Raw genomic sequence first — 23,412 nt, 5'->3', positions numbered from 1 at the left:
TCTGTCACACATTCCAGCTCGAACCTGACACAAGGAAGTGTCTCGTGTCCCATACGAAGACAACGGGCCAAACACCCCGGAAGGCCGCGCTCGCGTCTTTCCTGGGCAGCATGGTCGAGTATTACGACTTCTTCATTTACGGATCGGCATCGGCGCTGGTCTTCAGCCATGTGTTCTTCCCTGACGCCGGCGCGGCCACCGGCACGCTGGCCGCGCTGGCGACCTTCGCGGTCGCCTACATCGCCCGGCCGATCGGCTCGTTCTTCCTCGGCCACTTCGGCGACCGGATCGGCCGCAAGCGCGTCCTGATCTTCACGCTGGCCACCATGGGCGGTTCGACCTTCCTGATCGGCTGCCTTCCCAGCTACTCCGTCATCGGCGTCTGGGCACCGATCCTGCTGGTGCTGTGCCGCGTGGCGCAGGGGTTCTCCGCCGCAGGCGAGCAGAGCGGCGCGAGCTCGATGACCCTGGAGCATTCTCCCGAGGGCAGGCGCGGCTACTTCACCAGCTTCACTCTCTCCGGGACCCAGGCCGGGCTGGTCGTGGCGACACTGGCCTTCATCCCGGTCGCGGCCCTGCCGACCGAGGCCCTCTATTCCTGGGGCTGGCGGGTGCCGTTCTGGGCCAGCGCCATCGTAGTGGTCGTGGCGATGTTCGTGCGTCGCACGCTGGAGGAGCCGCCCGCGTTCGAGGAAATGAAGGAAAGTCAGGAGGTCGTCAAGTTCCCGCTGATGGTCTTCATTCGCCACTACTGGGGCTCGTTCCTCCGGATCGTCGTCTGCCACCTCTACGGCACGATCTCCACCACCGTGACCGTGTTCGGCCTGGGGTACGCGGTGGATCAGTGGGACATCTCGCGCTCCTCGATGCTGTGGACGATCGTGATCTCCAACATCGGCCAGGTCGTCACGATCCCGTTGTGGGCCAGGCTGTCGGACAAGATCGGCCGCCGCCCGGTGTTCGCCGCGGGCGCCCTGGGCTGCGCCGCGTCGGTGTTCGTCTACTTCTGGGCCATCACGACCTCGAACTGGTCACTCGTCGTGCTCGCCTCGGTCCTGCTGGGCTCGGTGTGCTACGCCGCGCCGAACGGCGTCTGGCCGTCCCTGTACGCGGAGATGTTCGACGCCCGGGTCCGCTACACCGGCATGGCTGTCTCGACCCAGTTCGCCAACGTGCCCCAGGGCTTCCTGCCCACCATCGCCGCGCTCATGATCGGCACAGGTACCTTCGGCTGGGTCCCGCTCGCGATCCTGCTCGCCGTGCTCTGTCTGCTCGCCGCGGCCGCGAGCCTCGCGGGCCCCGAGACCGCTCACGTGCCGCTCGACCAGCTGGGACACACCTCCCGTCCAGCCGCAGAGACCCCCGCCGCCCGTCTGACCACCACCACCTGAGGAGCCGCCGTGCGACACGGTCGCCTGCTGATCCTGAATGGCCCGAACCTGAACATGCTCGGGACCCGTGAGCCCGCCCTCTACGGCACCGACACCCTCGCCGACGTCGAGCGCATCACCGCGCAACGCGCCGAGGCGCTCGGATACAAAGCCGATTTCCTGCAGAGCAACTGGGAAGGCGCGCTCATCGACCGGCTCCACGAAGCCCGCGGAGTCACGGACGGCGTCGTGATCAACCCGGGCGCGNTGCTCGCCTCCGAACTGCTCATCGCCGAGGTACACATCACCAACGTGCACAAGCGCGAGGACTTCCGGCACCACTCCTACGTCTCCGACATCGCCGAAGCCGTCTTCGTCGGCGCCGGAATCCAGGGCTACATCTACGCCGTGGAGACGCTGCACCGTGCCCTCGAACGGAGGGACACCCCATGAGCGCGCTGCGGATCGGCATCGTCGGAACCGGGAGGATCGCCGTCAACCACGCCATGGCGCTGCAGGCGATCCCCGGTGTCGACCTGGTGGGCGTCAGCGACGTCGAACCCGACCGTGCGGCGGCCTTCGCCGCACGGTTCGGGATTGCCAGCCATGACCCGGACCCGGAGAGTTTCCTGTCGTCCGGGCTGGACGCGATCACCGTGTGCACCCCGCACCCCTCGCACGAGCGAGTGGTGGTCGCCGCCGCCCGGCACGGTCTGCACGTGCTGTGCGAGAAGCCGATTGCGGTGACCCTCGCCGAGGCCGACCGCATGGTCACGGCCATGGAAGAGGCGGGCGTCCGGTTCGGTGTGCTGTTCCAGCGCCGCTTCTGGCCCTCGGCGGCGCGCCTGCGCGCGGCGATCGACGAGGGCAGGCTCGGCCCGCCGATCGTGGGGACGGTGACCATGCGCTGGGGCCGCGACGCCGAGTACTACGCCGAGCCGTGGCGCGGCCGCTGGGACACCGAGGGCGGCGGAGCCCTCCTCAACCAGGGCATCCACTACGTCGACCTGCTCCAGTGGTACCTCGGCACACCGGTACGGGTGTACGGCGCGATCCGCACCCTCAAACACGGCGACTGCATCGAGGTCGAGGACACCGCGGTGGCGACCGTGGAGTTCGCCTCGGGCGCGGTCGCCACGATCCAGGCGGGCACGACGTTCGCCCCGGGGCTCGGCACCACGGTGTTCGTGTCGGACGCGGCAGGCCAGGCCGCGACTGTCACGGAGTACCCGGAAGGCACCGGGCACACCGATCTGTGGACGGTGAAGGGCGAGGAGGCGTACCGGCAACTGCTCTCCACCGGGATCGACGCCGATCCGCCGCTCAGCCGGATCCACGAGGACCTCATGCCTTTCCACCGCGAGCAGATCACCGAGTTCGTGACCGCCGTCCGTGAAGGCCGCGATCCGCTCGTCACCGGGCGGGACGCGCGCACCGCACTGGCGGTGGTACTGGCGATCTACGAGTCGTCGCGAACCGGCCTCCCGGTGGATCTGACGTAACCGGCCGGGTCCCGCGCGAACCCTACGTGTGGGGCAGGTCCACCGGCACCGCCACCACAGCGCCCGAGGAGCACACCGTATGACCGACACGACCACCAAGGCCCGCGCCCTCTACGAGGCCCGGCGCACCCGTATCGCGATCGAGCCGTTCACCGACGCCGAACCCGGCTTCGGCGTGCACGACGGCTATGCCGTCCAGGAGAGTTCGTGCTGCTGATCCTCAATGGCCCGAACCTGAACATGCTCGGGACCCGTGAGCCCGCCCTCTACGGCGCCGACACCCTCGCCGACGTCGAGCGCATCACCGCGCAACGCGCCGAGGCGCTCGGATACAAAGCCGACTTCTTGCAGAGCAACTGGGAAGGCGCGCTCATCGACCGGCTCCACGAGGCGCGCGGGGGCACGGACGGCGTCGTGATCAACCCGGGCGCGTTCACCCACACGTCCGTGGCACTGCGCGACGCGCTGCTCGCCTCCGAACTGCTCATCGCCGAGGTGCACATCACCAACGTGCACAAGCGCGAGGCGTTCCGGCACCACTCCTACGTCTCCGACATCGCCGAAGCCGTCTTCGTCGGCGCCGGAATCCAGGGCTACATCTACGCGGTCGAGGCGCTGGACCGTGCCCTCGTACGGAAGGACGCACTATGAGCACGCTGCGGACCGGCATCATCGGAACCGGGATCGCCGTCAACCACGCCGCCGCGCTTCAGGCGATCCCCGGTGTCGACCTGGTGGGCGTCGACGACATCGAGCCCGTGCTCGCCTCGGCCGACCCCGAGGGGGAATCGTGACGACTGTGCTGACGGGCCTGATCGGAAGCGGGATCGGGTTCTCGCTGTCCCCTGCGATGCACGAGCGGGAGGCTGCGGTCCTCGGCCTTGAGCTGCGCTACGACCTGTGGGACCTCCAGGCCCTGGGGGCCTCTCCGGGCGATGTCGGCGACCTGCTGCTGCGAGCCAGGGATGCCGGCTACCGGGGCCTCAACATCACCCATCCCTGCAAACAGCTGGTCCTCGCGCACCTGGACACCCTGTCCCCTGATGCGGCGGCGATCGGCGCGGTGAACACCGTGGTCATCGGTGAGGACGGCTTCGCGGGCCACAACACCGACTGGACCGGCTTCCGGCGCGGCCTCGTCGACGGGCTCGCGGGCGCCCCGCTGGACCGGGTCGTCCTCGTCGGCGCGGGCGGGGCGGGCGCCGCGGCAGCCTACGCGCTGCTCGACCTGGGTACTGAGCGACTCGACGTCGTCGACGCCGACCCGGACCGGGCGGCTCGTCTCGCCGCCGGCCTCGACCCGGACCGGGTCCGCGGTGGCAGACTCACCGAGCTCCCGACGCTGCTCGGACACGCGCACGGGGTCGTGCACGCAACCCCGGTCGGGATGGCTGGTCACCCCGGCCAGGCAGTGCCCGGCACCTGCCTGCGGCCCGACCTCTGGGTCGCCGAGATCGTGTTCCGGCCGCTCCACACCGCTCTGCTCGCGGCCGCCGCCGAGGCGGGCGCGGCCTTCCTCGACGGCGGCCGGATGAACGCCCACCAGGCCGCCGATGCCTTCCGGCTGTTCACCGGCCTGGAGCCGGATCCCTCGCGGATGTACGCCCACCTGCGCGAACTCGTCGCCCCTGAAGTCTCCCGCGCTCCGCTGAGCGGGGCGCTCTCCCCCCACCCGACCGAGAGGATGTGACGGTCCCACCATGGGACAGCAGAAGATCTCGGCGGCCATAGTCGGCCCCGGGAACATAGGTACCGACCTGCTGGCGAAGCTCGCCCACAGCCCGGTGATCGACGTCCGGTATGTCGTGGGCATCGTCGAGTCCGACGGTCTGGCCCGCGCCCGTGCCCGTGGCATCGAGGCCAGCGCGGAGGGGGTGGACTGGCTGCTCCGGCAGGATCCGCTCCCGCAGATCGTGTTCGAGGCGACCTCGGCCAAGGCCCACGCCGCCAGCGCCCCGCGCTACGCGGAAGCGGGCGTCCAGGCTGTCGACCTCACCCCGGCGCACCTGGGCCCCATGGTCTCGCCGGCCGTCAACGGCGCCGACCACATCGCGTCGCCCAACATCTCGATGATCACCTGCGGCGGCCAGGCCACCATCCCGATCGTGCACGCCGTCTCCCGGATCACACCGGTGCCCTATGCGGAGATCGTCGCATCCATCGCCTCCCGCTCGGCGGGTGCGGGCACCCGCGCGAACATCGACGAGTTCACGCGCACCACCGGGCAGGCCGTGGCCGAAGTCGGTGGCGCCACCCGCGGCAAGGCGATCATCATCCTCAACCCGGTCGAGCCGCCGATGATCATGCGGGACACCGTGTTCTGCATGATCGGCGACGACGCCGACCGAGCAGCGATCACCGCCTCGGTCCACGAGATGGTCGCCGCGGTCCAGGAATACGTGCCCGGCTACACGCTGCGCGCCGAGCCCCAGTTCGACGAGCCGGCCGAGGCCTGGGGTGGGCACGCCCGGGTCGCGGTGTTCCTCGAGGTGAAGGGCAACGGCGACTACCTGCCGCCCTTCGCCGGGAACCTCGACATCATGACCGCCGCGGCCGCCCGGATCGGCGAGCTGATGGCCCGCGCCAAGCTGGAGGCCTCCGCATGACCCGCCCCGTGCTGCGCGACGACGTCCGCATCATCGACACCACCTTGCGCGACGGCAGCCACGCCGTGGCGCATCGCTTCACCGAAACCCAAGTCCGCGACACGGTCCGCGCGCTGGACGCCGCCGGGGTGGAGTGGATCGAGGTCAGCCACGGCGACGGCCTCGGCGGCTCCTCGTTCAACTACGGCTTCTCCGGCACCGACGAGATGAGCCTGATCAACGCCGCCCGCGAGGAGGCCCGCCGGGCGAAGATCGCCGTCCTGCTGGTCCCCGGCATCGGCACGGTCGACGACCTCAAACGTGCCCACGACGCCGGCGCCGAGATGGTCCGCGTGGCCACCCACTGCACCGAGGCCGACGTCTCCCCGCAGCATTTCGCCGTGGCCCGGGAGCTGGGCATGGAGACCGCCGGGTTCCTGATGATGGCCCACAAGACCGACCCGGAGAATCTGGCGAAGCAGGCCCGGATCATGGTCGACGCCGGCTGCCAGACACCGTATGTCACCGACTCCGCCGGCGCTCTGCTCATGGACGACGCGCGCGCTCGCTTCGAGGCCCTGGTCGCCGAGGTCGGTGACGAGGCCTGGGTCGGTTACCACGGTCACCAGAACATGAGTTTGGGCGTCGCGAACTCCGTGATCGCGCACGAGGCCGGCGTCCGCTACATCGACGGCTCACTGTGCGCACTCGGTGCCGGTGCGGGAAACTCCCCCACCGAGGTGCTCGGGGCGGTCTTCGACCGGCTCGGCATCGCGACCGGGCTCGACGCCGGGCTGCTGCTCGACGCTGCCGAAGAGGTCGTCCGGCCGTACCTGAGCCGGTGGCCGAAGATGGACCGCAACGCGATCGTGCAGGGCTGGGCAGGGGTCTACTCAAGCTTCCTGCTGCACGCCGAGCGCGCAGCCGAGCGGTACAAGGTCCCCGCGCACGCCATCTTGCGCCGCTGCGGCGAGCGCGGCTACGTCGGCGGCCAGGAGGACATGATCATCGACATCGCCATCGGGCTGGCCGAGGAGCAGACCACATGACCGATACGACGACCAAGGCCCACGCTCTCTACGAGGCCCGGCGCACGCGTACCGCGATCCCGCCGTTCACCGACGCCGAACCCGGTCTCGGCATGGACGACGGCTACGCCGTCCAGCAGGAGCTTGTGCGACTCCTGCTCGCCGACGGCGATCGGGTCGTGGGGCACAAAGTCGGGCTCACCGCTGCCCCGATGCGCAAGGCGCTCGGCATCGACACTCCCGATTACGGACCGGTTCTGGCCTCCACCGCCTACCGCGACGGGGACGCGGTCCCGCTCGACGCGTTCGTGGCACCCAAGGTCGAGGCCGAGATCGTCTTCGTTCTGGGCGACCGGCTCGAGGGCCCGGGTGTCACCGTGACCCAGGCCCGGGCCGCCATCGCGGGTGCCGTGGCCGGGATGGAGATCATCGACTCCAGGATCGCGGACTGGCGGATCAAACTCGCCGACACCGTCGCCGACCTGGCGTCGAACGGCGCCATGGCCACCTCGAGCCGCATCGTGCCTCTCGACGATGGTCCGAACGGCTGGGATCCCCGGCTGGTCGGGATGGTTCTGACCCGCAACGGCGAAGTGGTCGACACGGGCGCCGGCGCCGCCGCGCTGGGAGACCCGGTCGCCGTCGTCGCGTGGCTGGCGAACACCCTGGGCGAGCACGGAGTTGCCCTGGAGCCCGGGCACCTGATCCTGACGGGCGCGCTGCACGCGGCCCTTCCCATGAACCCGGGCGACGTGTTCCGGGCCGAATTCGACCGGCTGGGCCCGGTGACAGTGAGGATCGCATGAGCGTGAACGTAAGCGAGTTGGCCGCCCGGCTGAGCAAGGCCGTTGCGGATCGTACCGCCATCACCAAGCTGACCGACGAGTTCCCCGAACTCGACATCCCCACCGGCTATCGGGTGCAGCGCGAGCTGCGGTCCGCGACCGGACAGATCGCCGGCTGGAAGCTCGGGGTCACCTCGCGTGCCAAGCAGGCCCAGGTCGGGGTGGACAGCCCGATCTACGGCTTCCTGCCGGCCGCGGGGGCGGTGGACCTCGGCGAGCCACTGGACACCTCGGCGCTCATTCAGCCGCGCTGCGAGCCGGAGATCGTGTTCACTCTGGGTCGGGACCTCAAAGGCCCGCACGTCACCGCGGCCGATGTCGTCGCCGCGTCGTCGGGGGTCGCCGTCGGTATCGAGGTCCTCGACTCCCGATTCGTGGACTACGGCTTCACCATGGCCGACGTTGTCGCGGACAACACCTCGGCGAGCCGGTTCGTCGTCGGGGTGCCCGTCACAACGTCTGGGGTCGACCTGCGCCTGGTGGGCGTCCTCCTGGAGAAGAACGGTGAAGTGGTCGCGACCGCCGCTGGAGCGGCGTCGCTGGGCCACCCGGCAGCCGCGGTCGCCTGGCTCGTCCGGCAGCTCGCCGCCGAGGACGAAGGCCTGGCCGCCGGGCAGATCGTGCTCTCCGGCGGACTCACCGCCGCCGTCCCGGTCAGGCCCGGGGATGTCGTCACCGCGACCATCGATCGCCTCGGGTCAGTAGAGCTGGGCTGCCGGTGACCCAACGCCGCAAGCAGGGCGGGCGCGGCCTCACCGCCTGTCCTCCACCGCGAGACGCACCACCATGCGGTCGCTGAGCAGCACCGACAGGTCAGTGAGCGGTTCCTGCCGCCACATCAGGTGGACCAGCACCGGCAGCACGGCGATCGGATCGCCGGCCTCCTCGGCGCCTTCCAGCGGCAGTCCCGGGCCGCGAAGAACTCCCGCAGCCGTGTGGCGTTCGACGGGTCTGTCCGCCGCATTGCGCAACGCGCTGCGGGGCCGTGCCGGTTCGGGCACGGTCCGGTGTCCGTGCCACTGACGAAGCGCCGTCTCTCGCGGAAAGTACGTAGCACGGGTCGCGGCCCTGATCATCACCGGGGGGCGTTTCATCGGGTCGGGAGCCAGGTGTCGATGGCTGCGGCCAGTTCGTCGAGTCTGGTGAAGACGTGTCCGTTCATACCGGTGGCCCGTGCCGCCCGTACGTTCTCTTCGCGGTCGTCGACGAAGAGGAAGTCGGCGGGCGCGGCCTGCATGGAGACGACGCAGTGGTGGAACGTCGCTGGGTCTGGTTTCGCCGCATTGATCTTTCCGGAGAAGGCGACGTGGTCAAGGTGGTTCAGCCAGGGTTGTGCGGCCAGGAAGGCGTCCGCGTGGTCTGCGGGGATGTTGGACAGCAGGGCGACCTCGGCGACGTCCCGCAGGGACTGCACGTAGGCGACCATGCGGTGGTCGACGCGTGACCAGCTGTCGATGTCGGCGAGCCGCAGCTCCTCGATCGTGTCGGCGTCGACGGGAAGTGACAGCCACCGCAGCACGGCCGTCCAGTACTCGGGCGCGGACCACTGCGCGGCGTCGTAGGGCGGGCGGCAATCCCAATAGGCCTCGGCGAAGGCGTCCGCGGGTGCGGCGCACCGGGCGGCCATCTCCGCCAGGGCGCCCGGGCGTTGGTGGAGTGCGATGACCCCGAAGAGGTCGAACAGCACGATCCGTCGGTCGGTGGACATGGCGGCTCCTCCGGGGGCAGCGGTTTTCGGCTCTTCGGCTCAGGGGCGGGGATCCAGCACGCGGGCGAGTGAGTCGAGGGACGCCAGGGCGTCAGGGCCGGTGGGAGTGAGGACGACGCTGGTCGCGCCCGCTGCGTGGCGGGCTGTGATCGCTTCGCGTGCCTGGTCGGGGGTGCCGGCGATGCTCAGTTGGCGGACCCAGGCGGCGGGCATGGTCTGGGCGAATTGCCGGGCGTCGGCGCAGGCGGCGCGGTGTTCGCGCAGCCGCGCGGCGAACGGCAGGGGGTCGATGTGGGCGGCCCAGGCCGGCTCGCCGATGGCGGTCAGTCCGTCGCGGACGCGGGCGAGAGCGGCGTCCTCGTCGTCATCGACGGCGGCGGCGTCGTAGGTGACGACTTCGGGCGCGCTCGCATCGGAGATGCTGCACAGGTGCCGGAGTGAGGAGGCGATGTAGGCGGGGGCCGCGGGCTCGGCCAGGAGGAGCCCATCGGCCACCTCGCCCGCGGCTGCCTGCGATTTGGGACCGCGTACGCCGAGGACGACCGGGGGGACGATGTCGGGGGTCTCGGTGATGACGACGCCTTCGCAGCGCACATAGCGGCCGCCTGCCGGGCCGGGCTCGCCGCGTATGAGCAGGCGCAGCGCGGTCGTGTACTCCTTGATCAGCGTCAGGGGGCTGGTGGGCCAGGCTCCCGCCTGACGCATCCAGTCGGGCATGCCGTGGCCGATGCCGGCGATCAGGCGACCGGGGTAGAGCTGGGCGAGGGTGGCCAGTTCCATCGCGGCGAAGCACACGTTGCGGGCGCCGGCGGGCATGATGCCGATCCCGACGGTGATGCCGGTGGTGCTGGCGAGGACGGGGCCGGCCTGCGCGAGTCCGCCGCGCCAGCCGAGGTCCTCCACCACCCACACCTGGTCGAACCCCAGCTCTTCGGCTCGCCGCGCGTACGGCAGCACGTCCCGTACGGGCAGGTCGCGGGGAAGCATGATCCCGACACGGCCGCGAGCGGGGATGGTATCGGTCTCGGGCATCAAGGGCTCCTTCTGGTGGCGGTGGGTTCTCCCCCACCGGTCTGGCGACCGGCCGGGGCGAGCGTGGGGGCCGGTGTGCGGCACACGGTGTCAGGTGCCGTGCCGCACAGGCGGTCAGTGGCTGCTCCGGGCCGGCTCGCGCATGCGGTGTGCCGGCTCGCGCGTGCGGTCGGATCCGGTGCGCGGGATTCGGGCGGCCGCAGCGGTGATGACGCACAGCAGGGTCAGCAGCACGAAGGCGTGGTCCAACGCCACGAGATGCGTCAGCCGGCCGATGACGGCGGGTCCGGGGAGCATGCCCAGGCAGCCGAGCCCGGCGATGCGGGAGACGTCGGCGCCGACGGCGGAGGCGTTGGCGTGCCCGACCGCGTTGAAGAGCTGAGGGTCGCAGCCGGACAGTCCCGTGCCGAACAACGCCCAGCCCGCGAACGCGGCAGTGCCCGCCCGCATCCGGGGATCTCGGGGCAGGCCGGGCAGTTCACCGCCGTGCCGCACAGGACGAAGCAGACGAAGTTCGCCACACGGGCGGACCGAAGCGGGCGTTCCATGTCGCCCACCATAACGAACGCACTTTGTGATGGGAAAGCCCATAAACGAACAGCTTGTTTGTTCGTTACGAGGTGATGTTCAATCGCGGTATGAGCAACGCAGGCCGACACAGACTGATCGCCCAGGCCGTCGGAGAGTCGGGAAGTGCCACGGTCCAGGAACTCGCCGCGCTGACCGGCACCTCGGAGATGACCATCCGGCGCGACCTCGACACACTGGCCGCCCACGGCGTCCTCGAACGCGTCCGCGGCGGGGCACGCACCCTGCTGCTCAGGGGCGAGGAGCCGCCCTTCGCGCTGCGCGCCCACGAAGCCATCGACGCCAAGCGCCGGATCGCGGCCGAGGTGTCCTCGCTCATCGCCGACGGCGAGTCCGTCCTCCTCGACAGCGGCACCACCTGCCTGGAGGTCGCCCGTCTGCTGCGTGGCCGGCAGGTCACCGTGATGCCCCTGTCGTTGCAGGCAATTCACGTACTCAGCGACGCCCCGGGTCCGACCACGCTGATGGTGCCGGGCGGACGGCCCCGCACCGCCGAGGGGGCCCTGACCGGCCCCCTCGCGCTCGCCTCCCTGGCGGCACTGCGCTTCGACACCGCGGTCATCGGCTGCTGCGGCCTGAGCGCGGCCGAGGGCTTGACCGCCTACGACCTCGACGACGCGGCGGTGAAGAAGGCCGGCATCGCCTCCGCGCGCCGCATCATCGTCGCCGCGGACGGCAGCAAACTGGGCCACACCGCCTACGCCCACGTCGGCCCCTCCACGCTCCTCAACACCCTCGTCACCGACACCACGGCACCTGCCGACGAGGTGACCGCGCTCGAAAGCGGCGGCACCGTCGTCAAGACCGCCTGACAAGTCGACAACGCGGGCTACATGTCGATCCGCGGTGGCCAGCGCAAGCAGACCTCCCGCCGCATGGGCACGGAGTTCCACGGGAACGTGTCAGGCGACACGCCGTATCAAGCGCAGCGCCGCCGCTGGCCTCCCCCGGCAACACGAAGCACGCACGGAGAATGGCGACCGATGGGATCCGGCACGACCACGCGCGCCCGGGACAGTGCGCCTGGACGGTAGAGGTCCGCCGCTACGCGCACGGGCAGCATCCGGTGTGCCAGCGCTGTGGCACCCCCCATCGGCACCGGAGCGTCGGCAGTCCGGGCGGCCGTAGTGCCTCACCTGGCTTACCACGCCCTCTCAGTCGGCGCCGTGGAGCGCTGCGGTAGGCGACGCGAAAGCGGTCACGAGTGCCCGTCCCGCGTTCAGTCACCGTGGGGCCGATGGCCGTTGTCCGCGCGCGGAGGGGAGGGCCCTGCCCGGCGCCGTCGGTGCGCTACGGCCTTCGGCACGCCCGGAGCGGGGCGGCTGCCCGCGGTCGGCTGGGGGCGAGGCGTGAGTGTCGGTGCGGACGTCACGGCCGCCACCGGGAACCTCCGGCAGGGCCTGCAAGCAAGCTGGACGTCGCCACCGGGGCCCCGGCGTGCGGCCGTTCCTGAGCGCCGTCGCGCTTGGGCCGCGTGGAGGGCCCCCGGAGCCTGCCGCGCCTACACCTATGTGTCCGGGTGCTCGGACTCGTCAGCCGCGCCGGGCAGTTGGGTCAGGTGCCGGTGCAGGACGGCCCGGATGATGTCCGGACTCAGGCGGTCGGGGTGGAGTGTCGCACCGAGGGCGAGTCCGTCGAGTACCGCGGCGAGATGCTCCGTCGCCACCGGATCGTCCACGCCCAGACGGTGCAGCAGGCGCCCGGCGACGTCCCGCAGCCCGTCGTGGAGTTCGGCGGCGATCTCGCCCAGGGCGGGGTCGGTGCGGGCAGCCGCGACGAAGTCCAGCCAGACCGCGGTCTCCTCGGCGCGCGCCGCGTCGAACGGCAGGAACTGGCCCACCACCTCCTGCGCCACCAGGCACGGGTCGTCCCCGGGGTGCCGCCGCTCCCGCTGGGCCGCCACTCGGACGTCCACCCGGCGCACCATCTCGCGGGCCGCGGCCATCAGGAGCTCGCGGTGGCTGGCGAAGTAGTGCCGTACGGACCCGACGGCGAGGCCGGCCTCGGCGGCGACGTTCCGGAGAGTGGCCTGCTGGATGCCGCCGCGGGCCACCACCCGGAAGACGGCGTCCACGACCTCGCGGCGGCGCTCCTCGGGATCCACCATCTTTGGCATCCGGCTTTTATAGCACGACCGTGCTACGTTTTATTTAGCACGAAGATGCTAAAAAGATTGGACGGACGGACGCCGCAGACCGCCGTCCCGGTGACCAGGATCAAGGAGAAGCCGTGGACCCCTCGGAGCCGACCTCTTCGCCGTCAGTACCGCAGCCGGCCCGGCCGTCGGCGCCCGCGCGCCGGCGCCGCCTCGGCCGCCTGGCCCGCTTGGCCCTCGACCTGGGCATCTCTCCCCTTGCGTACTACGGCTGCCTCGTCGCGGGTGTGGCCACACTCCCCGCGCTCCTGACCGCGACCGGAGTGGCGGCCCTCTGGCTCGCCGCCACCGTCCTGCACGACCGGCGTGCCGACGGCCTGGCCCTTGCCATGCTCCTCATGTACGGATTGTCGGCCGCCTTCGCCGCCGTGACCTCCCAACCCCAGCCGCTGCTCCTGCGTGACCCACTGATCAGCGCCCTCGCCGGATCGGTGTTCCTCATAAGCTGCCTCACCGCCACGCCCGCCACCGCCTATCTGGCCGGCAGGCTGCACGGTCAACCGCCGCACGAGCCGATCCTGCTCCGCGCGCACCGCACCGAGACGTTGGTGTGCGGTGCCGGACTCATGGCAGAGGCCGTGGCACGTGTGCTGCTCGTGCTGACCCTGCCGGTGTCCACGGCCGCCTCGCTCACGCCACCGCTGGAATTCGCCGTCCTCATCCCGCTCGTCGTGTGGATGACCCGCCACCGCAGGAACGCGCGCACCCGTATCACCGCCCGAGTGCCTTCGCGGGACCCCGAGCCCGCGCCGCCATCGGTCGCCTTCGTCCTCGAACGCCACCGCGGGGGCGCGCGATGAGGACCGTGGACAGCACGCCCACCGCGGACGGCTTCCGCATGCCGGCGGAATGGGAGCCGCACGACGGATGCTGGATGGCGTGGCCGCAGAACGGTTACGTCTGGCGCGACGGAGCCCGCCCCGCGCAGCGTGCCCTCGCCGCCCTCGCCAACGCCGTCGCGGACACCGGGGAGGCAGTCACCGTCACGGTCACCGGCGACCAGTACGCACACGCCCGCTCCCGCCTCGACTCCCGCGTCCGCGTGGTGGAGACGACCAGTTGGCTGGGCTGGGCCCGGGACATCGCCCCCACCTTCGTGGTCGACGGCACCGGGCGGCGCCGCGGCGTGGACTTCGCCTTCAACGGCTACGGCAACCGCTATCCGTACTGGGCCACCGACGACCAGTACGCCCAAAGGGTGCTCGACCTCACCGACACCGACCGCTACCGCGCCCCGCTCGTGCTGGAGGGCGGCTCCTTCCACGTCGACGGGCAGGGAACCGCCCTCGTCACGGCCGAGACCCTGCTCGACCCCGCCCGCAACGACGTCCCCTCACGCACCGCCATGCATCACCTCATGGCCGCCTACCTCGGAGTGACCCGCACCGTGTGGATCGAGTGGGGCCTCGCCGACGACGGCACGCGCGGCCATGTGGACAACATCGCGTGCTTCGCCGCCCCCGGGGTGGTCTGTCTGGCCTGGACCGACGACACGAGTGACCCCCAGTACGAGCGCAGCGCACGCGCCCTGGAAGACCTGAGAAACGTCCAGGACGCCAGAGGCCGCACCCTCCGGGTGGAGAAACTGCCGCTGCCCGGCCCGCTGTACGCCACCGAGGCCGAGCTTCGAGGCATCGACCGTCACGGCGTCCCGACCGCCGGCACCGTGCCACGCCCCCGGCTCGCCGCCTCCTACACCAACTTCTACGCAACGCAGGACCACCTCTTCGTCCCCCTGCTCGACCCCGAACACGACGACGAGGCCCTCGCCCACCTCGCCAGGATCCACCCGCACCACACAGTCGTCGGCCTCCCCACCCGCGAACTCCTCCTCGGCGGCGGCAACATCCACTGCGCCACCCAGCAGATACCGAGCAGCGGTGCGGTGGCGACGGGGCCTGGCAGTGGGGCCGGGCGGCGCCCACGATCGAACCATTCGTACGCCAGGAATCCCGTCGAACACTCTGTCCGGTGACCGAGTCGGCGCGGGGCGCGCGTCGCCTCGCACGCCGGACGGGACGGCTCCGGACGTGATCACGGGTCGGCACACCAGGACGCCGACACCCCGGGTGAGGCGTCCCGCCACCATTGCCGGGCGTCGCAGCCAGCCCGCGATCTACTCCGGAGACCAGCACAGAGCCGGCTTGGCCTCCACCAGCGCGCGGAGCGGACGGTCGGGCGAGCTCGGCCGGCTTGGGCCGACGCCACGCGCAAAGGCGGTCGCATCGGCGGACATGGCACGGTAGCGGTCCCGGCCGCCGCTGCGCACCATCTCCCGGGAGACGGTCGGCGGCGATCTCCCCAGCCGCCTGGCCAACTGCCGGGCAATCATGAAGCCGCCTGCTTGCCCTGCGGATCGCCCGCGAGCGCAAGCACACCGGCCGAGGCCGGTGCCACCATGTCGAGCGCCTGCTCCGGTGTCCGGGCCACGCGCAGGATGCCGGCGTCGCGTACGAAACCCCTTCTCTCCAGCCGCTCGACGTAGTTGAGCAAGGGCAGCCAGTCGTCGTCCACGTCCAAGAGCACGAGGGGACCGACGTCCTGCCCGAGTGCGGCCATGGACACCACTTCGAGCACCTCGTCGAGCGTGCCGTAGCCGCCCGGAAGCGCGACGAAGGCGTCCGCGCGGTCGATCATGACGCGCTTGCGTTCCAGGAGATCCTCCGTGAGTACTATCTGCTGTGGCGGCAGGTGGTCGTTCATCTCCTTGGCGCGCAGGAACTCCGGGATGACCCCGAGGATCGGCGCACCGCCCTCGGCGGCACCGCGCGCCACCGCGCCCATCAGGCCGGACCCGCCCGCCCCGTAGACCAGCCGGTGGCCGCGGGCGGCCAGGCCGGCGCCGAGCACGGTGGCGGCCTGGACGTACCGGTCCGACGGTCCCGTGGAGAAGCCGCAGAAGACTCCGAGCGCCAGGGAGCTTTCAGAGGTATCCATAACTGAGCCAGCCTCCGTCGACGACCACGGTCTGGCCGTTTATGTAGTCGGCCGCAGGGGAGGCCAGGAACAGGACGGGTCCGACGATGTCGGCCGGCCGGCCGCGCCGGCCGGAGGGGATGCGCCCGACGATGGCGTCCTCGTCGAGCGCGGCCGGATGCGGGGTCTCGATGCGGATCATGCCGGGGGCGACCGCGTTGACATTGACGTTGCGCGCCGCCCACTCCACCCCCAGGCTGCGGGTCAGCTGGAGTACGCCGCCCTTGCTCGCGGCGTACAGCGCCCGTTCCGGGAAAGCGGTGTAGGACAACAGCGAGCAGAAGTTGACGACCTTGCCATGGCCTTGCTCGAGCAGGTGCCTGCCGAAGATCTTGCAGGCCAGGAACGTGCCCATGACGTTGGTTTCCAGCAGGGTCCGCGCGGATTCCGCCGGAAACCCGGCAGTGGGCCCGAGATTGAAGACGCCTGCGGCGTTGACGAGGACGTCCACGCCGCCGAACCTCTGGACCACCCGCTCGGCCGCCTCGCCCAGCGCCGCCTCGTCCGCGACATCCACGGCCACGGCTACGCTCTCGGCGCCGAGTTCCTCGATCTCGCCTGCCACCGACTCCACCTGGGACCCGGTGCGGGCCAGCACCGCGACCCGCGCGCCGTGGGCCGCGAAGCCGAGGGCGACGGCACGCCCGATGCCCCGGCCGCCGCCGGTGACCACGACCCGCATCAGCGCGCCCGGAACTCGCCGAACCAGTGCAGCTGGTCCGGCTTGGTGCGGGTGGGCACGTTGCGGTACACGTACAGCGCCACGCACTCGAACCGGTCGGCGGTGAACGTGGTGAGGATGTCCTCGCTGGTGATCCGGCGCGGGCCGGTACCGGCCACCATCTTGTCGGAGAAGGAGTTCAGCAGGAACAGGCCGCCGGGTTTGAGCAGGCGGTGCACCTCGTCGGCGTAGCGCGGCCTGGCGTCGTCACGCATGTTGTGGAACACGAAGGAGTCGGTGACGACGTCGGCCGAGGAATCCGGCAGCGGAACGTCGAGCACGTCGCCCTGGATGAACTCGGCGTCGGCGCCGACCAGTTCGGCCCAGCGGGTGGCCCGGGCGACGGCGTCCGGGGACAGGTCGACGCCGGTGACGTCCAGGCCCTGCACGGACAGAAAGACGGCGTCGACACCGGGGCCGCTGCCCAGATCGATCAGGCGCTGACCCGGCTTGAGCGTGCCGTCGATCACCCGCTTGACCAGCTCCAGGCCGGGGGAGGCGTTGAACCAGGAGAGCTTGGCCAGCGGCTGGTTGGCGTAGACGGAGGAAAACGTGTCGGTCCAGCTCTGTGTGAAGGCAGTCATCGGGTGACCCCCTGGGTCGGGCCGCTGAGCACAGCGGCGGTGTCCTCGGTGACGAGGCGGACGTAACGGGGTACGACCGGGATCCGGTCGTCCGGCATGGCGAGGACGACGCGGTCCTCGGAACGGGACACGACGGCGAATCCCGCGAATCGGTAGGTGACGAGCATCTGCCGGTTCCGGTCAGTGGGCCGGAAGTGGGCGACGGTGCGGGCACCGTGCGCGGCGGCGGTGCGGGCCAGCGCCGCGATGAGGGCGGTGCCGACGTTCCGGCCCATGACCCGGCAGGACATCAGCAGCAGCCGGATCGTCCACTCGGGACCGGTGGACAGCACGGCCAGCCCGATGGTGCCGTAGGTGCCGAAGCGGTCGTCGAGTTCGGCGACGATCACCCAGTGGCCGGGGTCCCGCACCAGCTCGGCCAGCTCGTCCCGGTCGAAGGTGAGGCCGGTGGTGTTGAGCTGGTGGGTGCGCCGGGTCAGCTCCGCCGCGCGGTCCAGGTCGCCCTCGGTCGCGTCGCGCACCCGCAACGTCATGCCCAGCGAGGACAGGAACTCCTCGGCCGGACCCTGGAACGTCTCCTCGTGCCCGCGGCGGCGGTCCTCGGCCTGGTACATCTCCCGGCGACGCGCGGCGTCGGCGGTCACCTGCCGCGGCAGGACCCGGCCGCCGGCGACCAGTTCGTGCAGCTTCTCCCGCGTCACGCAGCGGACTTCGGGCAGTTCCCTGGCCACCTCGGCACGTTCGAACTCCGAGTCGTCGACGAACAGCACGCTGTCGGCGCTGATGTTGAGCACTTCCAGCAGCGTGCGCAGCGAAGCGGACTTGGCCGACCAGCCGAGCTGCGGGTGCAGGAAGTACTTGTCGAGCCCGAAGCCGCGGAGCCGGTCCTCGACGGGGCCGGGCTCGTTGCGGCTGGCGACGGACTGGAGGATGCCATGCTCGTCCAGAACGCGCACCAGGGTGCGGTTGGCGTCGGGAACGTGGAGTTCGTCGCCTTCCAGGAGCGTGCCGTCCCAGAGGGTGTCGTCCAGGTCCCAGACCACGCACTTGACGGTGTTCTCGGCCGTGGCCGGGGTCATCGCTGCCTTCCTTTCCCCGTGGCGCCCGGGTCCCGCAGCAGCGCGGTGGCCACGATGTCCTGGAGCACCTCGGTGGGTCCCTCGATCACCTCGTGCACCCGGGCCGCGGCGGCCAGCCGGGCCAGCGGATGGTTCTCGGTCTGGCCCTCGGCGCCCAGCAGACGCGAGGCAGCGGCGGTCACGCTGCTGGCCGCCCGGGAGGCCAGCAGCTTGGCGCGGGCGGCGGTCACCGCCGCCGTCGGCGTGCGGTCCTCGACCTCCTGCGCCGCCGATCGCACGTAGCGGGTCGCGCACTCGGTGGCGAGGGCGGCGTCGGCGAGCATCCCGCGCACCAGTTGGTGGTCCCCGAGCACGCGGTCCCCCGTGGAGCGGGTGGCCGCGTGGCCAACGGCCAGGTCGAGCGCGGCCTGTGCGATGCCCGCCGCCCCCGCCGCGACGCAGAGCCGGCCCAGGGTCAGGCACGACGTCGCGACGAAGGGGATGCCAGTGCCCGGTCGCCCCACCACTCGGGTGGTGGGGGCGGTCGCCCCGTCGAAGGTGACGCGGGCCAGCCGCGCGGCCCGCAGACCCGCGGTGCGGGGTTCGGGCTCGACCCGCACCGCACTGCCCGCGTCCACCAGCGCGCAACTGTCCAGGCCCTCGGTGAGGCCGAAGACGAGGTAGGCGTCGGCGATCTGGCCGAAGGAGAGCCAGCGCTTCACTCCGGTGACGCACACGGTGTCGCCGTCCCGGTCGATCGTGGTGGTCAGTGCCCCGGCGTCGGCTCCGCCGCCCGTCTCGGTGAGGGCGAAGGCGGCGAGCACCCGGCCGGTGGCCAGCTCGGGCAGGAACGCGTCGCGGGTCTCCCGCACCGCCCAGCGGCGCAGGGCGTGACAGACCATGGCGTGGACCACCAGCAGGCTGTGCAGGCTGGGCGAGGCGGCGGCCACCAGCCGGTGCACCTCGATCACGTCCACCAGCGGGAGATCGCTGCCGTGGTGCGCGGCGGGGACGGTCATGCCGAGCAGTCCGTGCCCGGCCAGGCGCTCGACGTCCTCGCGCGGGACGGCGCCCGCCCGTTCCCAGGCAGTGGCCCGGTCGGCGAACTGCTCGCCCCTCAGCACGTCGAGGACCGCTTCCGGCACGGTGGTGCTCACGCCGCCACCCGGCGGGTGACCAGGGCGGCCAGTCCCCGCACGGAGTCGAAGTTGAGCAGTTCCAGGTCCTCGTCGGTCACCTCGACGTGGAAGGTGCGCTCGACGAAGTCGACCATCTGGACCGCGGCGATCGAGTCCAGGACACCCCCGGAGATCAGCGGCCAGTCGTCCTCGATGTCCGGGTGGCCGCTGAGCCGGGTGATGAATTCCCGCACCACGGCGACGATTTCCTCGTTCGTGGGCGCGTTCTGAGCAGTCATCGTGTCAGCTCCCGTCGTAGGAGTAGAAACCGCGGCCGCTCTTGGCCCCGGTCCGGCCCTCGTCGACCATCCGGCGCAGGTGCGGGTGGGTGGCGAACTCCGTGGTCCCGTAGTGCTCGTGCAGGACCTCGAGCGTGCGCACGACCGTGTCGAGGCCGATCAGGTCGGCGGTGCGCAGCGGCCCGGAGGTGTGGCCGAGGCAGCCCTTGAACAGCTCGTCGACCTGGTTCGGGGTGGCGACACCGTCCGCGACGACGGCGGCCGCGAGGTTGACCACCGGCATCAGCACGCGGTTGATGACGAAGCCGGGGGCGTCGTTGACCACGACGGAGCGCTTGCCCATGCGGCCCAGCAGGTCCCGGGCCGCGGCCAGCGCGGTGTCCGAAGTGGACGGGGCGCGGACGACCTCGACCATGTCAATGCGGTCGACCGGGTTCATGAAGTGCGCGCCGACCACGCGGCCGGGGTCGGCAAGGCACTCCGCCAGCCGGGCGATGGGGATGGCGGAGGTGTTGGCGGCGATGGTCACACCGGGCGCCAGCGCCGTGTCCAGCAACGTGTACAGCTCGCGCTTGCCCGGTTCCGATTCGGTGGTGTTCTCTACCACGAACCCGACGTCGGCCACGTCGGCCAGATCGGTGCTGAGGCGGATGTCCAGCGGCCGCGGTCCCCGGCCGCCCAGCAGCGCGGCCAGCCGCTCGTGCCGCCGGACGGCCGCGCGGGCCGCGTCCAGTGCGGCGGTATCGGTGTCGACGAGGGTGACGGCGTAGCCCGCCGCCGCGGCGGCGTGGGCGACGCTGGAGCCGATGACACCGGCTCCGATCACTCCGAGCGTGGGTGCGCTCATGACGCTGGGCTCCCGTGGTCGAGGGGTTCCGGTTCGTGCTCGGTGGTGGCGAGCCAGTCCTGGACCTCGCGCGTCATGCCGCCGAGGGTCGCGGAGGCGAAGACGACAGAGGAGGGCACGGCCCGTCCAGTGAGTTCCTTGAGGCCGGCGATCAGGTGCACGCCCATCAGGGAGTCGCCACCGAGGTGGAAGAAGTGGTCGTCGGGGTGCACTTGGCGCAGTCCGAGCAGGACCCGGAAGCGGTGGGCCAGGAACTGCCCGACGGTGGATCCGGGTGCCTCCTCCGACGGCGCCGGGGCGGGGGTCTCGGGTGCCGACTCGGCCTGCCGCTCCGTGGCAGCCGCCGGCCAGGGACCGGCAGGCGGCTCGGTGTCGGGCAGGTACCGGCGGCGCAGCAGGGCGCGCGGGGGCAGGCTGACCCGGCGCGCCGGGCCATGGCGCAGGCGTGGCCAGTCGGTCTCGACCCCGTGTGCCCACAGTTCTCCCAGTGCCTCGAGCAGGATCTGCCGGTCACCGGCGTTCTCGTAGGACCGCCGCACGGTGCGCACGCACACGGCGTCCGGGTCGGCCTGGTTGATCCAGGGACGGGCGGTGCCCGGTCCCACCTCGACCAGGACCCGGTGCCGGGACAGGACCAGCCCGGCCGCCGTGCGGAACCGCACCCGGCTGACCATGTGGTCACGCCAGTAGCCGGGTTCGGGTACCTTCCCGTCCAGCCACGTGCCGAGCACGCTCGACGCGATGGGGATGCGGGCCGGCGCCAGGTCCACGTGGCGCAGATCCTCGCCGAGCAGGGCGGCGGCGCCCGCCAACTGCGGTGTGTGGAAGGGATGCGTGGCGTCCACGGGCAACGTGGTGAACCCCGCGGCACGCAGCCGGCCGGCCAGCGTCGACACGGCTTCCGGTCGGCCGGAGAACACGCAGTGGCCGGGCCCGTTCTCGGCCGCGATCCAGGTGTCCTCCACGGCGTAGCGCTCCACCTCCTCCGCGGCGGCGAGCACGCTGAGCATGGCGCCCGGCCCGGCGGTCCCGACCAGGTCGGCCCGGCGGGCGACGGCGGCCATCGCGTCCTCCGGTCCGACGACCCCGGCCAGCACGGCCGCCACCCACTCCCCCAGGCTGTGGCCCAGCAGCGCGGCCGGGCGGATCCCGAGGTCCATGAGCGTGCGGGCCATGGCGTGTTCCATGCAGAACAGCGACAGGTGCACCTCGCGCAGTTCCCGGGGCGCGGGCGCCGAGCCGCCGCGCCGCAGCAGGGCGCGCAGGTCCACGCGGTCGCCCTGGCGGTCCGGCCGGGCCGGCTCGGTGGCGAACGACCGGCCCACGGCACCGTCGGTGAGCGTGTCCGCCACGGCCACGACGCCCTGGAGGTGGCGGGCAAACAGCGGGTCCGTGCGGGCCAGTTCGGCGCCCATGCCCGGGTAGTGACTGCCCAGGCCCGGCAGCACGAACACGACCTCGGGGGCGTCGGCTGTGGCGTGGCCGCGCTGGATTCGCAGCCGATCGCTGCCGAACGCCCCGGTCACCTCGGCCGGGGAGCGCACCACGGCGTAGGCACGATGCGCATAGCGGTGGCGTGCGGTCTGGGTCGTCCACGCCGCGTCAGCGATCCGCGAAGGGTTCTCGCCCAAGTGGTCGCGCAGAGCGGCCAGGTCGATGTCCAGGGCGTCCGAGTGGTGGCTGGACAGCAGCAGCAACTCGGGATCCCGCGAAGGCGGCGTCACCGGTGCGACAGGCGCTTCCTCCAGTACCACGTGGCAGTTCGTGCCGCCCAGGCCGAAGGCACTCACCCCGGCCCGCCGGGGCCGGCCGGGCACCGCGGTCCAGTCCAGGGCCTCGCCCAGCGGCTGCAGCGGGCCGGACCGGGCGGCCAGGTCGGCGGGCAGCCGCTCGAAGTGCGGGGTGGCGGCGAGACGCCGGTGGCGCAGCGAGAGCACCGCCTTGGCGAAACCGGCCAGGCCCGCCGCTTCCCGCAGGTGCCCGAGACCGCCCTTGACCGCCCCGACGTGGACCGGGTGGCCGGCCTCGGCGAACACCTCGGCCAGCGCCGACCACTCGGTGGAGTCCCCGATCCGGGTTCCGCTGCCGTGCGCCTCCACGTAGTCGATGTCCCCGGGCCCGAGCCCGGCCACGTCCAGTGCGGCCCGGATCACCTCGGTCTGGGCGGCGGCGTCGACCCCGGCGAAACCCGACTTGCCGGAGCCGTCGTTGTTCATGGCACTGCCCCGCACCACGGCCCAGATCTCGTCGCCGTCGCTCACCGCGTCGGCCAGCCGCTTGAAGACGACGGCGCCGACGCCGTCGCCGGGGACGGACCCGCCCGCCGCCGCGTCGAAGGGGCGGCACACCCCGTCCGGGGAGCCGATGCCGCCGAGCGGGGCGTCGTAGCCGCCGGGAGCGGGGACGCGGACCGAGGACACGGCGGCCACGGCCAGATCGCTGCCGCGGCCGAGCAGGTCCTGCACGGCCAGGTGGACGGCGGTCAGCGCGGTGGAGCAGGCCGACTGCACGGTGACGGCGGCGCCCTGGAGGCCGAGCCGGTAGGCGACCCGGGTGGCGGCGTAATCGCCGCGGTTGGTCACCTCCAGGGACTGGGCGTCGACGCCGGGGCGGCCGGCCAGCGCACCGCCGACCCACCGCTCGTAGTCGCTGTGGCCGACCCCGGCGTAGACGCTGACCGCCGTCGTCCCGGCCCGGTCGACATTGGCCGTGGTCAGCGCCTCGTCGACGGCCTCCAGCAGCAGCCGCTGCTGCGGATCGATCAGCAGCGCCTCGGAGGCGGCGATCCCGAAGCGGTCGCGGTCGAAGTGACCGGGACCCGGCACCGATCCGTAGGCAGGCACGAACGTGGCAGCCGTGGCGGCCTCCCGCCGGGTGATGCTGTCTTCGCCGGCTTCGAGGATGGACCAGTACCGCGCCACGCTGTCACAGCCGGGCAGCCGCACGGACAGGCCGACGACCGCGACGGCCTCCTCGTCGTCGAGCGCGTTCACCTC

General features: G+C 71.6%; 26 protein-coding genes and 1 pseudogene. 14 read left to right on the top strand and 13 right to left on the bottom strand.

Annotated features, from left to right (window positions below):
* The first annotated feature begins 44 nt into the window (after nt 1–44).
* The 11 genes from IEJ02_RS15370 to IEJ02_RS15320 all read left to right on the top strand — a co-directional run bounded on the left by IEJ02_RS15370 (nt 45) and on the right by IEJ02_RS15320 (nt 8,052).
* A complete protein-coding gene (locus IEJ02_RS15370; protein WP_191065388.1) occupies nt 45–1,391 on the top strand; it encodes an MFS transporter in 1,347 nt (448 codons plus the stop codon).
* A 9-nt stretch (nt 1,392–1,400) separates the two neighbouring features.
* On the top strand, nt 1,401–1,823 hold the full coding sequence (locus IEJ02_RS15365) for a type II 3-dehydroquinate dehydratase (RefSeq protein WP_191065387.1): 423 nt from the start codon (nt 1,401–1,403) through the stop codon (nt 1,821–1,823).
* Entirely contained in the window at nt 1,820–2,872 is a 1,053-nt protein-coding gene (locus IEJ02_RS15360) for a Gfo/Idh/MocA family protein (protein ID WP_191065386.1), read from the top strand. The genes IEJ02_RS15365 and IEJ02_RS15360 overlap by 4 nt, the downstream gene beginning before the upstream one ends.
* A 79-nt stretch (nt 2,873–2,951) precedes the next feature.
* Nucleotides 2,952–3,089: a hypothetical protein gene (locus tag IEJ02_RS15355; RefSeq protein WP_191065385.1), complete on the top strand. Its 138-nt coding sequence runs from the start codon at nt 2,952–2,954 to the stop codon at nt 3,087–3,089.
* Nucleotides 3,090–3,112: 23 nt separating this feature from the next.
* On the top strand, nt 3,113–3,523 hold the full coding sequence (locus IEJ02_RS15350; RefSeq protein ID WP_263407950.1) for a type II 3-dehydroquinate dehydratase: 411 nt from the start codon (nt 3,113–3,115) through the stop codon (nt 3,521–3,523).
* Entirely contained in the window at nt 3,520–3,666 is a 147-nt protein-coding gene (locus tag IEJ02_RS15345) for a hypothetical protein (protein WP_191065383.1), read from the top strand. The genes IEJ02_RS15350 and IEJ02_RS15345 overlap by 4 nt, the downstream gene beginning before the upstream one ends.
* On the top strand, nt 3,663–4,562 hold the full coding sequence (locus tag IEJ02_RS15340) for a shikimate dehydrogenase (protein WP_191065382.1): 900 nt from the start codon (nt 3,663–3,665) through the stop codon (nt 4,560–4,562). The genes IEJ02_RS15345 and IEJ02_RS15340 overlap by 4 nt, the downstream gene beginning before the upstream one ends.
* A 10-nt stretch (nt 4,563–4,572) precedes the next feature.
* Entirely contained in the window at nt 4,573–5,478 is a 906-nt protein-coding gene (locus IEJ02_RS15335; protein ID WP_191065381.1) for an acetaldehyde dehydrogenase (acetylating), read from the top strand.
* Nucleotides 5,475–6,506 carry a 4-hydroxy-2-oxovalerate aldolase gene (dmpG, locus tag IEJ02_RS15330; RefSeq protein ID WP_191065380.1) on the top strand — a complete coding sequence of 344 codons (1,032 nt, stop codon included), beginning with the start codon at nt 5,475–5,477 and terminating at the stop codon, nt 6,504–6,506. The genes IEJ02_RS15335 and dmpG overlap by 4 nt, the downstream gene beginning before the upstream one ends.
* A complete protein-coding gene (locus IEJ02_RS15325; RefSeq protein WP_191065379.1) occupies nt 6,503–7,291 on the top strand; it encodes a 2-keto-4-pentenoate hydratase in 789 nt (262 codons plus the stop codon). The genes dmpG and IEJ02_RS15325 overlap by 4 nt, the downstream gene beginning before the upstream one ends.
* On the top strand, nt 7,288–8,052 hold the full coding sequence (locus IEJ02_RS15320; protein WP_191065378.1) for a 2-keto-4-pentenoate hydratase: 765 nt from the start codon (nt 7,288–7,290) through the stop codon (nt 8,050–8,052). Before IEJ02_RS15325 ends, IEJ02_RS15320 begins: the two co-directional genes overlap by 4 nt.
* 30 nt (nt 8,053–8,082) lie before the next feature.
* Here IEJ02_RS15320 and IEJ02_RS48560 read toward each other — a convergent pair whose 3' ends face one another.
* From IEJ02_RS48560 to IEJ02_RS15300, 4 genes and pseudogenes are all read right to left on the bottom strand, one after another.
* Nucleotides 8,083–8,331, bottom strand: coding sequence for a hypothetical protein (locus tag IEJ02_RS48560; protein ID WP_223863848.1), 249 nt, complete (start codon nt 8,329–8,331; stop codon nt 8,083–8,085).
* A gap of 89 nt (nt 8,332–8,420) precedes the next feature.
* Nucleotides 8,421–9,038 (bottom strand): HAD-IA family hydrolase, encoded by a 618-nt coding sequence (locus IEJ02_RS15310; protein WP_191065377.1) that lies wholly within the window; start codon nt 9,036–9,038, stop codon nt 8,421–8,423.
* A 39-nt stretch (nt 9,039–9,077) separates the two neighbouring features.
* A complete protein-coding gene (locus tag IEJ02_RS15305; protein WP_191065376.1) occupies nt 9,078–10,070 on the bottom strand; it encodes an LLM class flavin-dependent oxidoreductase in 993 nt (330 codons plus the stop codon).
* Between the two features lie 114 nt (nt 10,071–10,184).
* Nucleotides 10,185–10,505, bottom strand: a pseudogene (locus tag IEJ02_RS15300) (MFS transporter); the annotation flags it as partial.
* Nucleotides 10,506–10,708: 203 nt separating this feature from the next.
* On the opposite strand from IEJ02_RS15300, the gene IEJ02_RS15295 reads away from it, so the two are divergent.
* The gene (locus IEJ02_RS15295; RefSeq protein WP_191065375.1) at nt 10,709–11,470 is read left to right on the top strand and encodes a DeoR/GlpR family DNA-binding transcription regulator; all 762 of its coding nucleotides are present in this window, start codon (nt 10,709–10,711) and stop codon (nt 11,468–11,470) included.
* A gap of 695 nt (nt 11,471–12,165) precedes the next feature.
* Here IEJ02_RS15295 and IEJ02_RS15290 read toward each other — a convergent pair.
* Nucleotides 12,166–12,774 (bottom strand): TetR/AcrR family transcriptional regulator, encoded by a 609-nt coding sequence (locus tag IEJ02_RS15290; protein WP_191065374.1) that lies wholly within the window; start codon nt 12,772–12,774, stop codon nt 12,166–12,168.
* A gap of 113 nt (nt 12,775–12,887) precedes the next feature.
* Between IEJ02_RS15290 and IEJ02_RS15285 the strand changes: the two genes are divergently transcribed.
* Together IEJ02_RS15285 and aguA are read left to right on the top strand one after the other, a co-directional pair.
* Nucleotides 12,888–13,613: a VC0807 family protein gene (locus tag IEJ02_RS15285; protein WP_191065373.1), complete on the top strand. Its 726-nt coding sequence runs from the start codon at nt 12,888–12,890 to the stop codon at nt 13,611–13,613.
* Between the two features lie 5 nt (nt 13,614–13,618).
* Nucleotides 13,619–14,788 carry an agmatine deiminase gene (gene aguA, locus IEJ02_RS15280; RefSeq protein WP_275559379.1) on the top strand — a complete coding sequence of 390 codons (1,170 nt, stop codon included), beginning with the start codon at nt 13,619–13,621 and terminating at the stop codon, nt 14,786–14,788.
* A 353-nt stretch (nt 14,789–15,141) separates the two neighbouring features.
* Here aguA and IEJ02_RS15275 read toward each other — a convergent pair whose 3' ends face one another.
* The 8 genes from IEJ02_RS15275 to IEJ02_RS15240 are packed head-to-tail and all read right to left on the bottom strand — an operon-like array spanning nt 15,142 to nt 23,409.
* On the bottom strand, nt 15,142–15,750 hold the full coding sequence (locus IEJ02_RS15275; RefSeq protein ID WP_191065371.1) for an LOG family protein: 609 nt from the start codon (nt 15,748–15,750) through the stop codon (nt 15,142–15,144).
* Nucleotides 15,737–16,471: an SDR family NAD(P)-dependent oxidoreductase gene (locus IEJ02_RS15270; protein WP_223863847.1), complete on the bottom strand. Its 735-nt coding sequence runs from the start codon at nt 16,469–16,471 to the stop codon at nt 15,737–15,739. The genes IEJ02_RS15275 and IEJ02_RS15270 overlap by 14 nt, the downstream gene beginning before the upstream one ends.
* Nucleotides 16,471–17,094, bottom strand: coding sequence for a class I SAM-dependent methyltransferase (locus IEJ02_RS15265; protein WP_191065369.1), 624 nt, complete (start codon nt 17,092–17,094; stop codon nt 16,471–16,473). The genes IEJ02_RS15270 and IEJ02_RS15265 overlap by 1 nt, the downstream gene beginning before the upstream one ends.
* Complete coding sequence (locus IEJ02_RS15260) at nt 17,091–18,173, bottom strand: HAD-IIIC family phosphatase (RefSeq protein WP_191065368.1); 1,083 nt, start codon at nt 18,171–18,173, stop codon at nt 17,091–17,093. The genes IEJ02_RS15265 and IEJ02_RS15260 overlap by 4 nt, the downstream gene beginning before the upstream one ends.
* On the bottom strand, nt 18,170–19,309 hold the full coding sequence (locus IEJ02_RS15255) for an acyl-CoA dehydrogenase family protein (protein ID WP_191065367.1): 1,140 nt from the start codon (nt 19,307–19,309) through the stop codon (nt 18,170–18,172). Before IEJ02_RS15255 ends, IEJ02_RS15260 begins: the two co-directional genes overlap by 4 nt.
* Nucleotides 19,306–19,569: an acyl carrier protein gene (locus IEJ02_RS15250; protein WP_182468079.1), complete on the bottom strand. Its 264-nt coding sequence runs from the start codon at nt 19,567–19,569 to the stop codon at nt 19,306–19,308. The genes IEJ02_RS15255 and IEJ02_RS15250 overlap by 4 nt, the downstream gene beginning before the upstream one ends.
* A 4-nt stretch (nt 19,570–19,573) precedes the next feature.
* Nucleotides 19,574–20,416: a 3-hydroxyacyl-CoA dehydrogenase family protein gene (locus IEJ02_RS15245; RefSeq protein ID WP_191065366.1), complete on the bottom strand. Its 843-nt coding sequence runs from the start codon at nt 20,414–20,416 to the stop codon at nt 19,574–19,576.
* On the bottom strand, nt 20,413–23,409 hold the full coding sequence (locus IEJ02_RS15240) for a type I polyketide synthase (RefSeq protein ID WP_191065365.1): 2,997 nt from the start codon (nt 23,407–23,409) through the stop codon (nt 20,413–20,415). Before IEJ02_RS15240 ends, IEJ02_RS15245 begins: the two co-directional genes overlap by 4 nt.
* Between the last annotated feature and the right edge of the window lie 3 nt (nt 23,410–23,412).

The sequence above is a fragment of the Streptomyces sp. 5-10 genome, from assembly GCF_014712245.1.
Classification (GTDB): Bacteria; Actinomycetota; Actinomycetes; order Streptomycetales; family Streptomycetaceae; genus Streptomyces; species Streptomyces violaceusniger.
The sequence above is the reverse complement of the archived record's forward strand: the minus strand, read 5'-3'. Positions and strand labels throughout refer to the sequence as shown.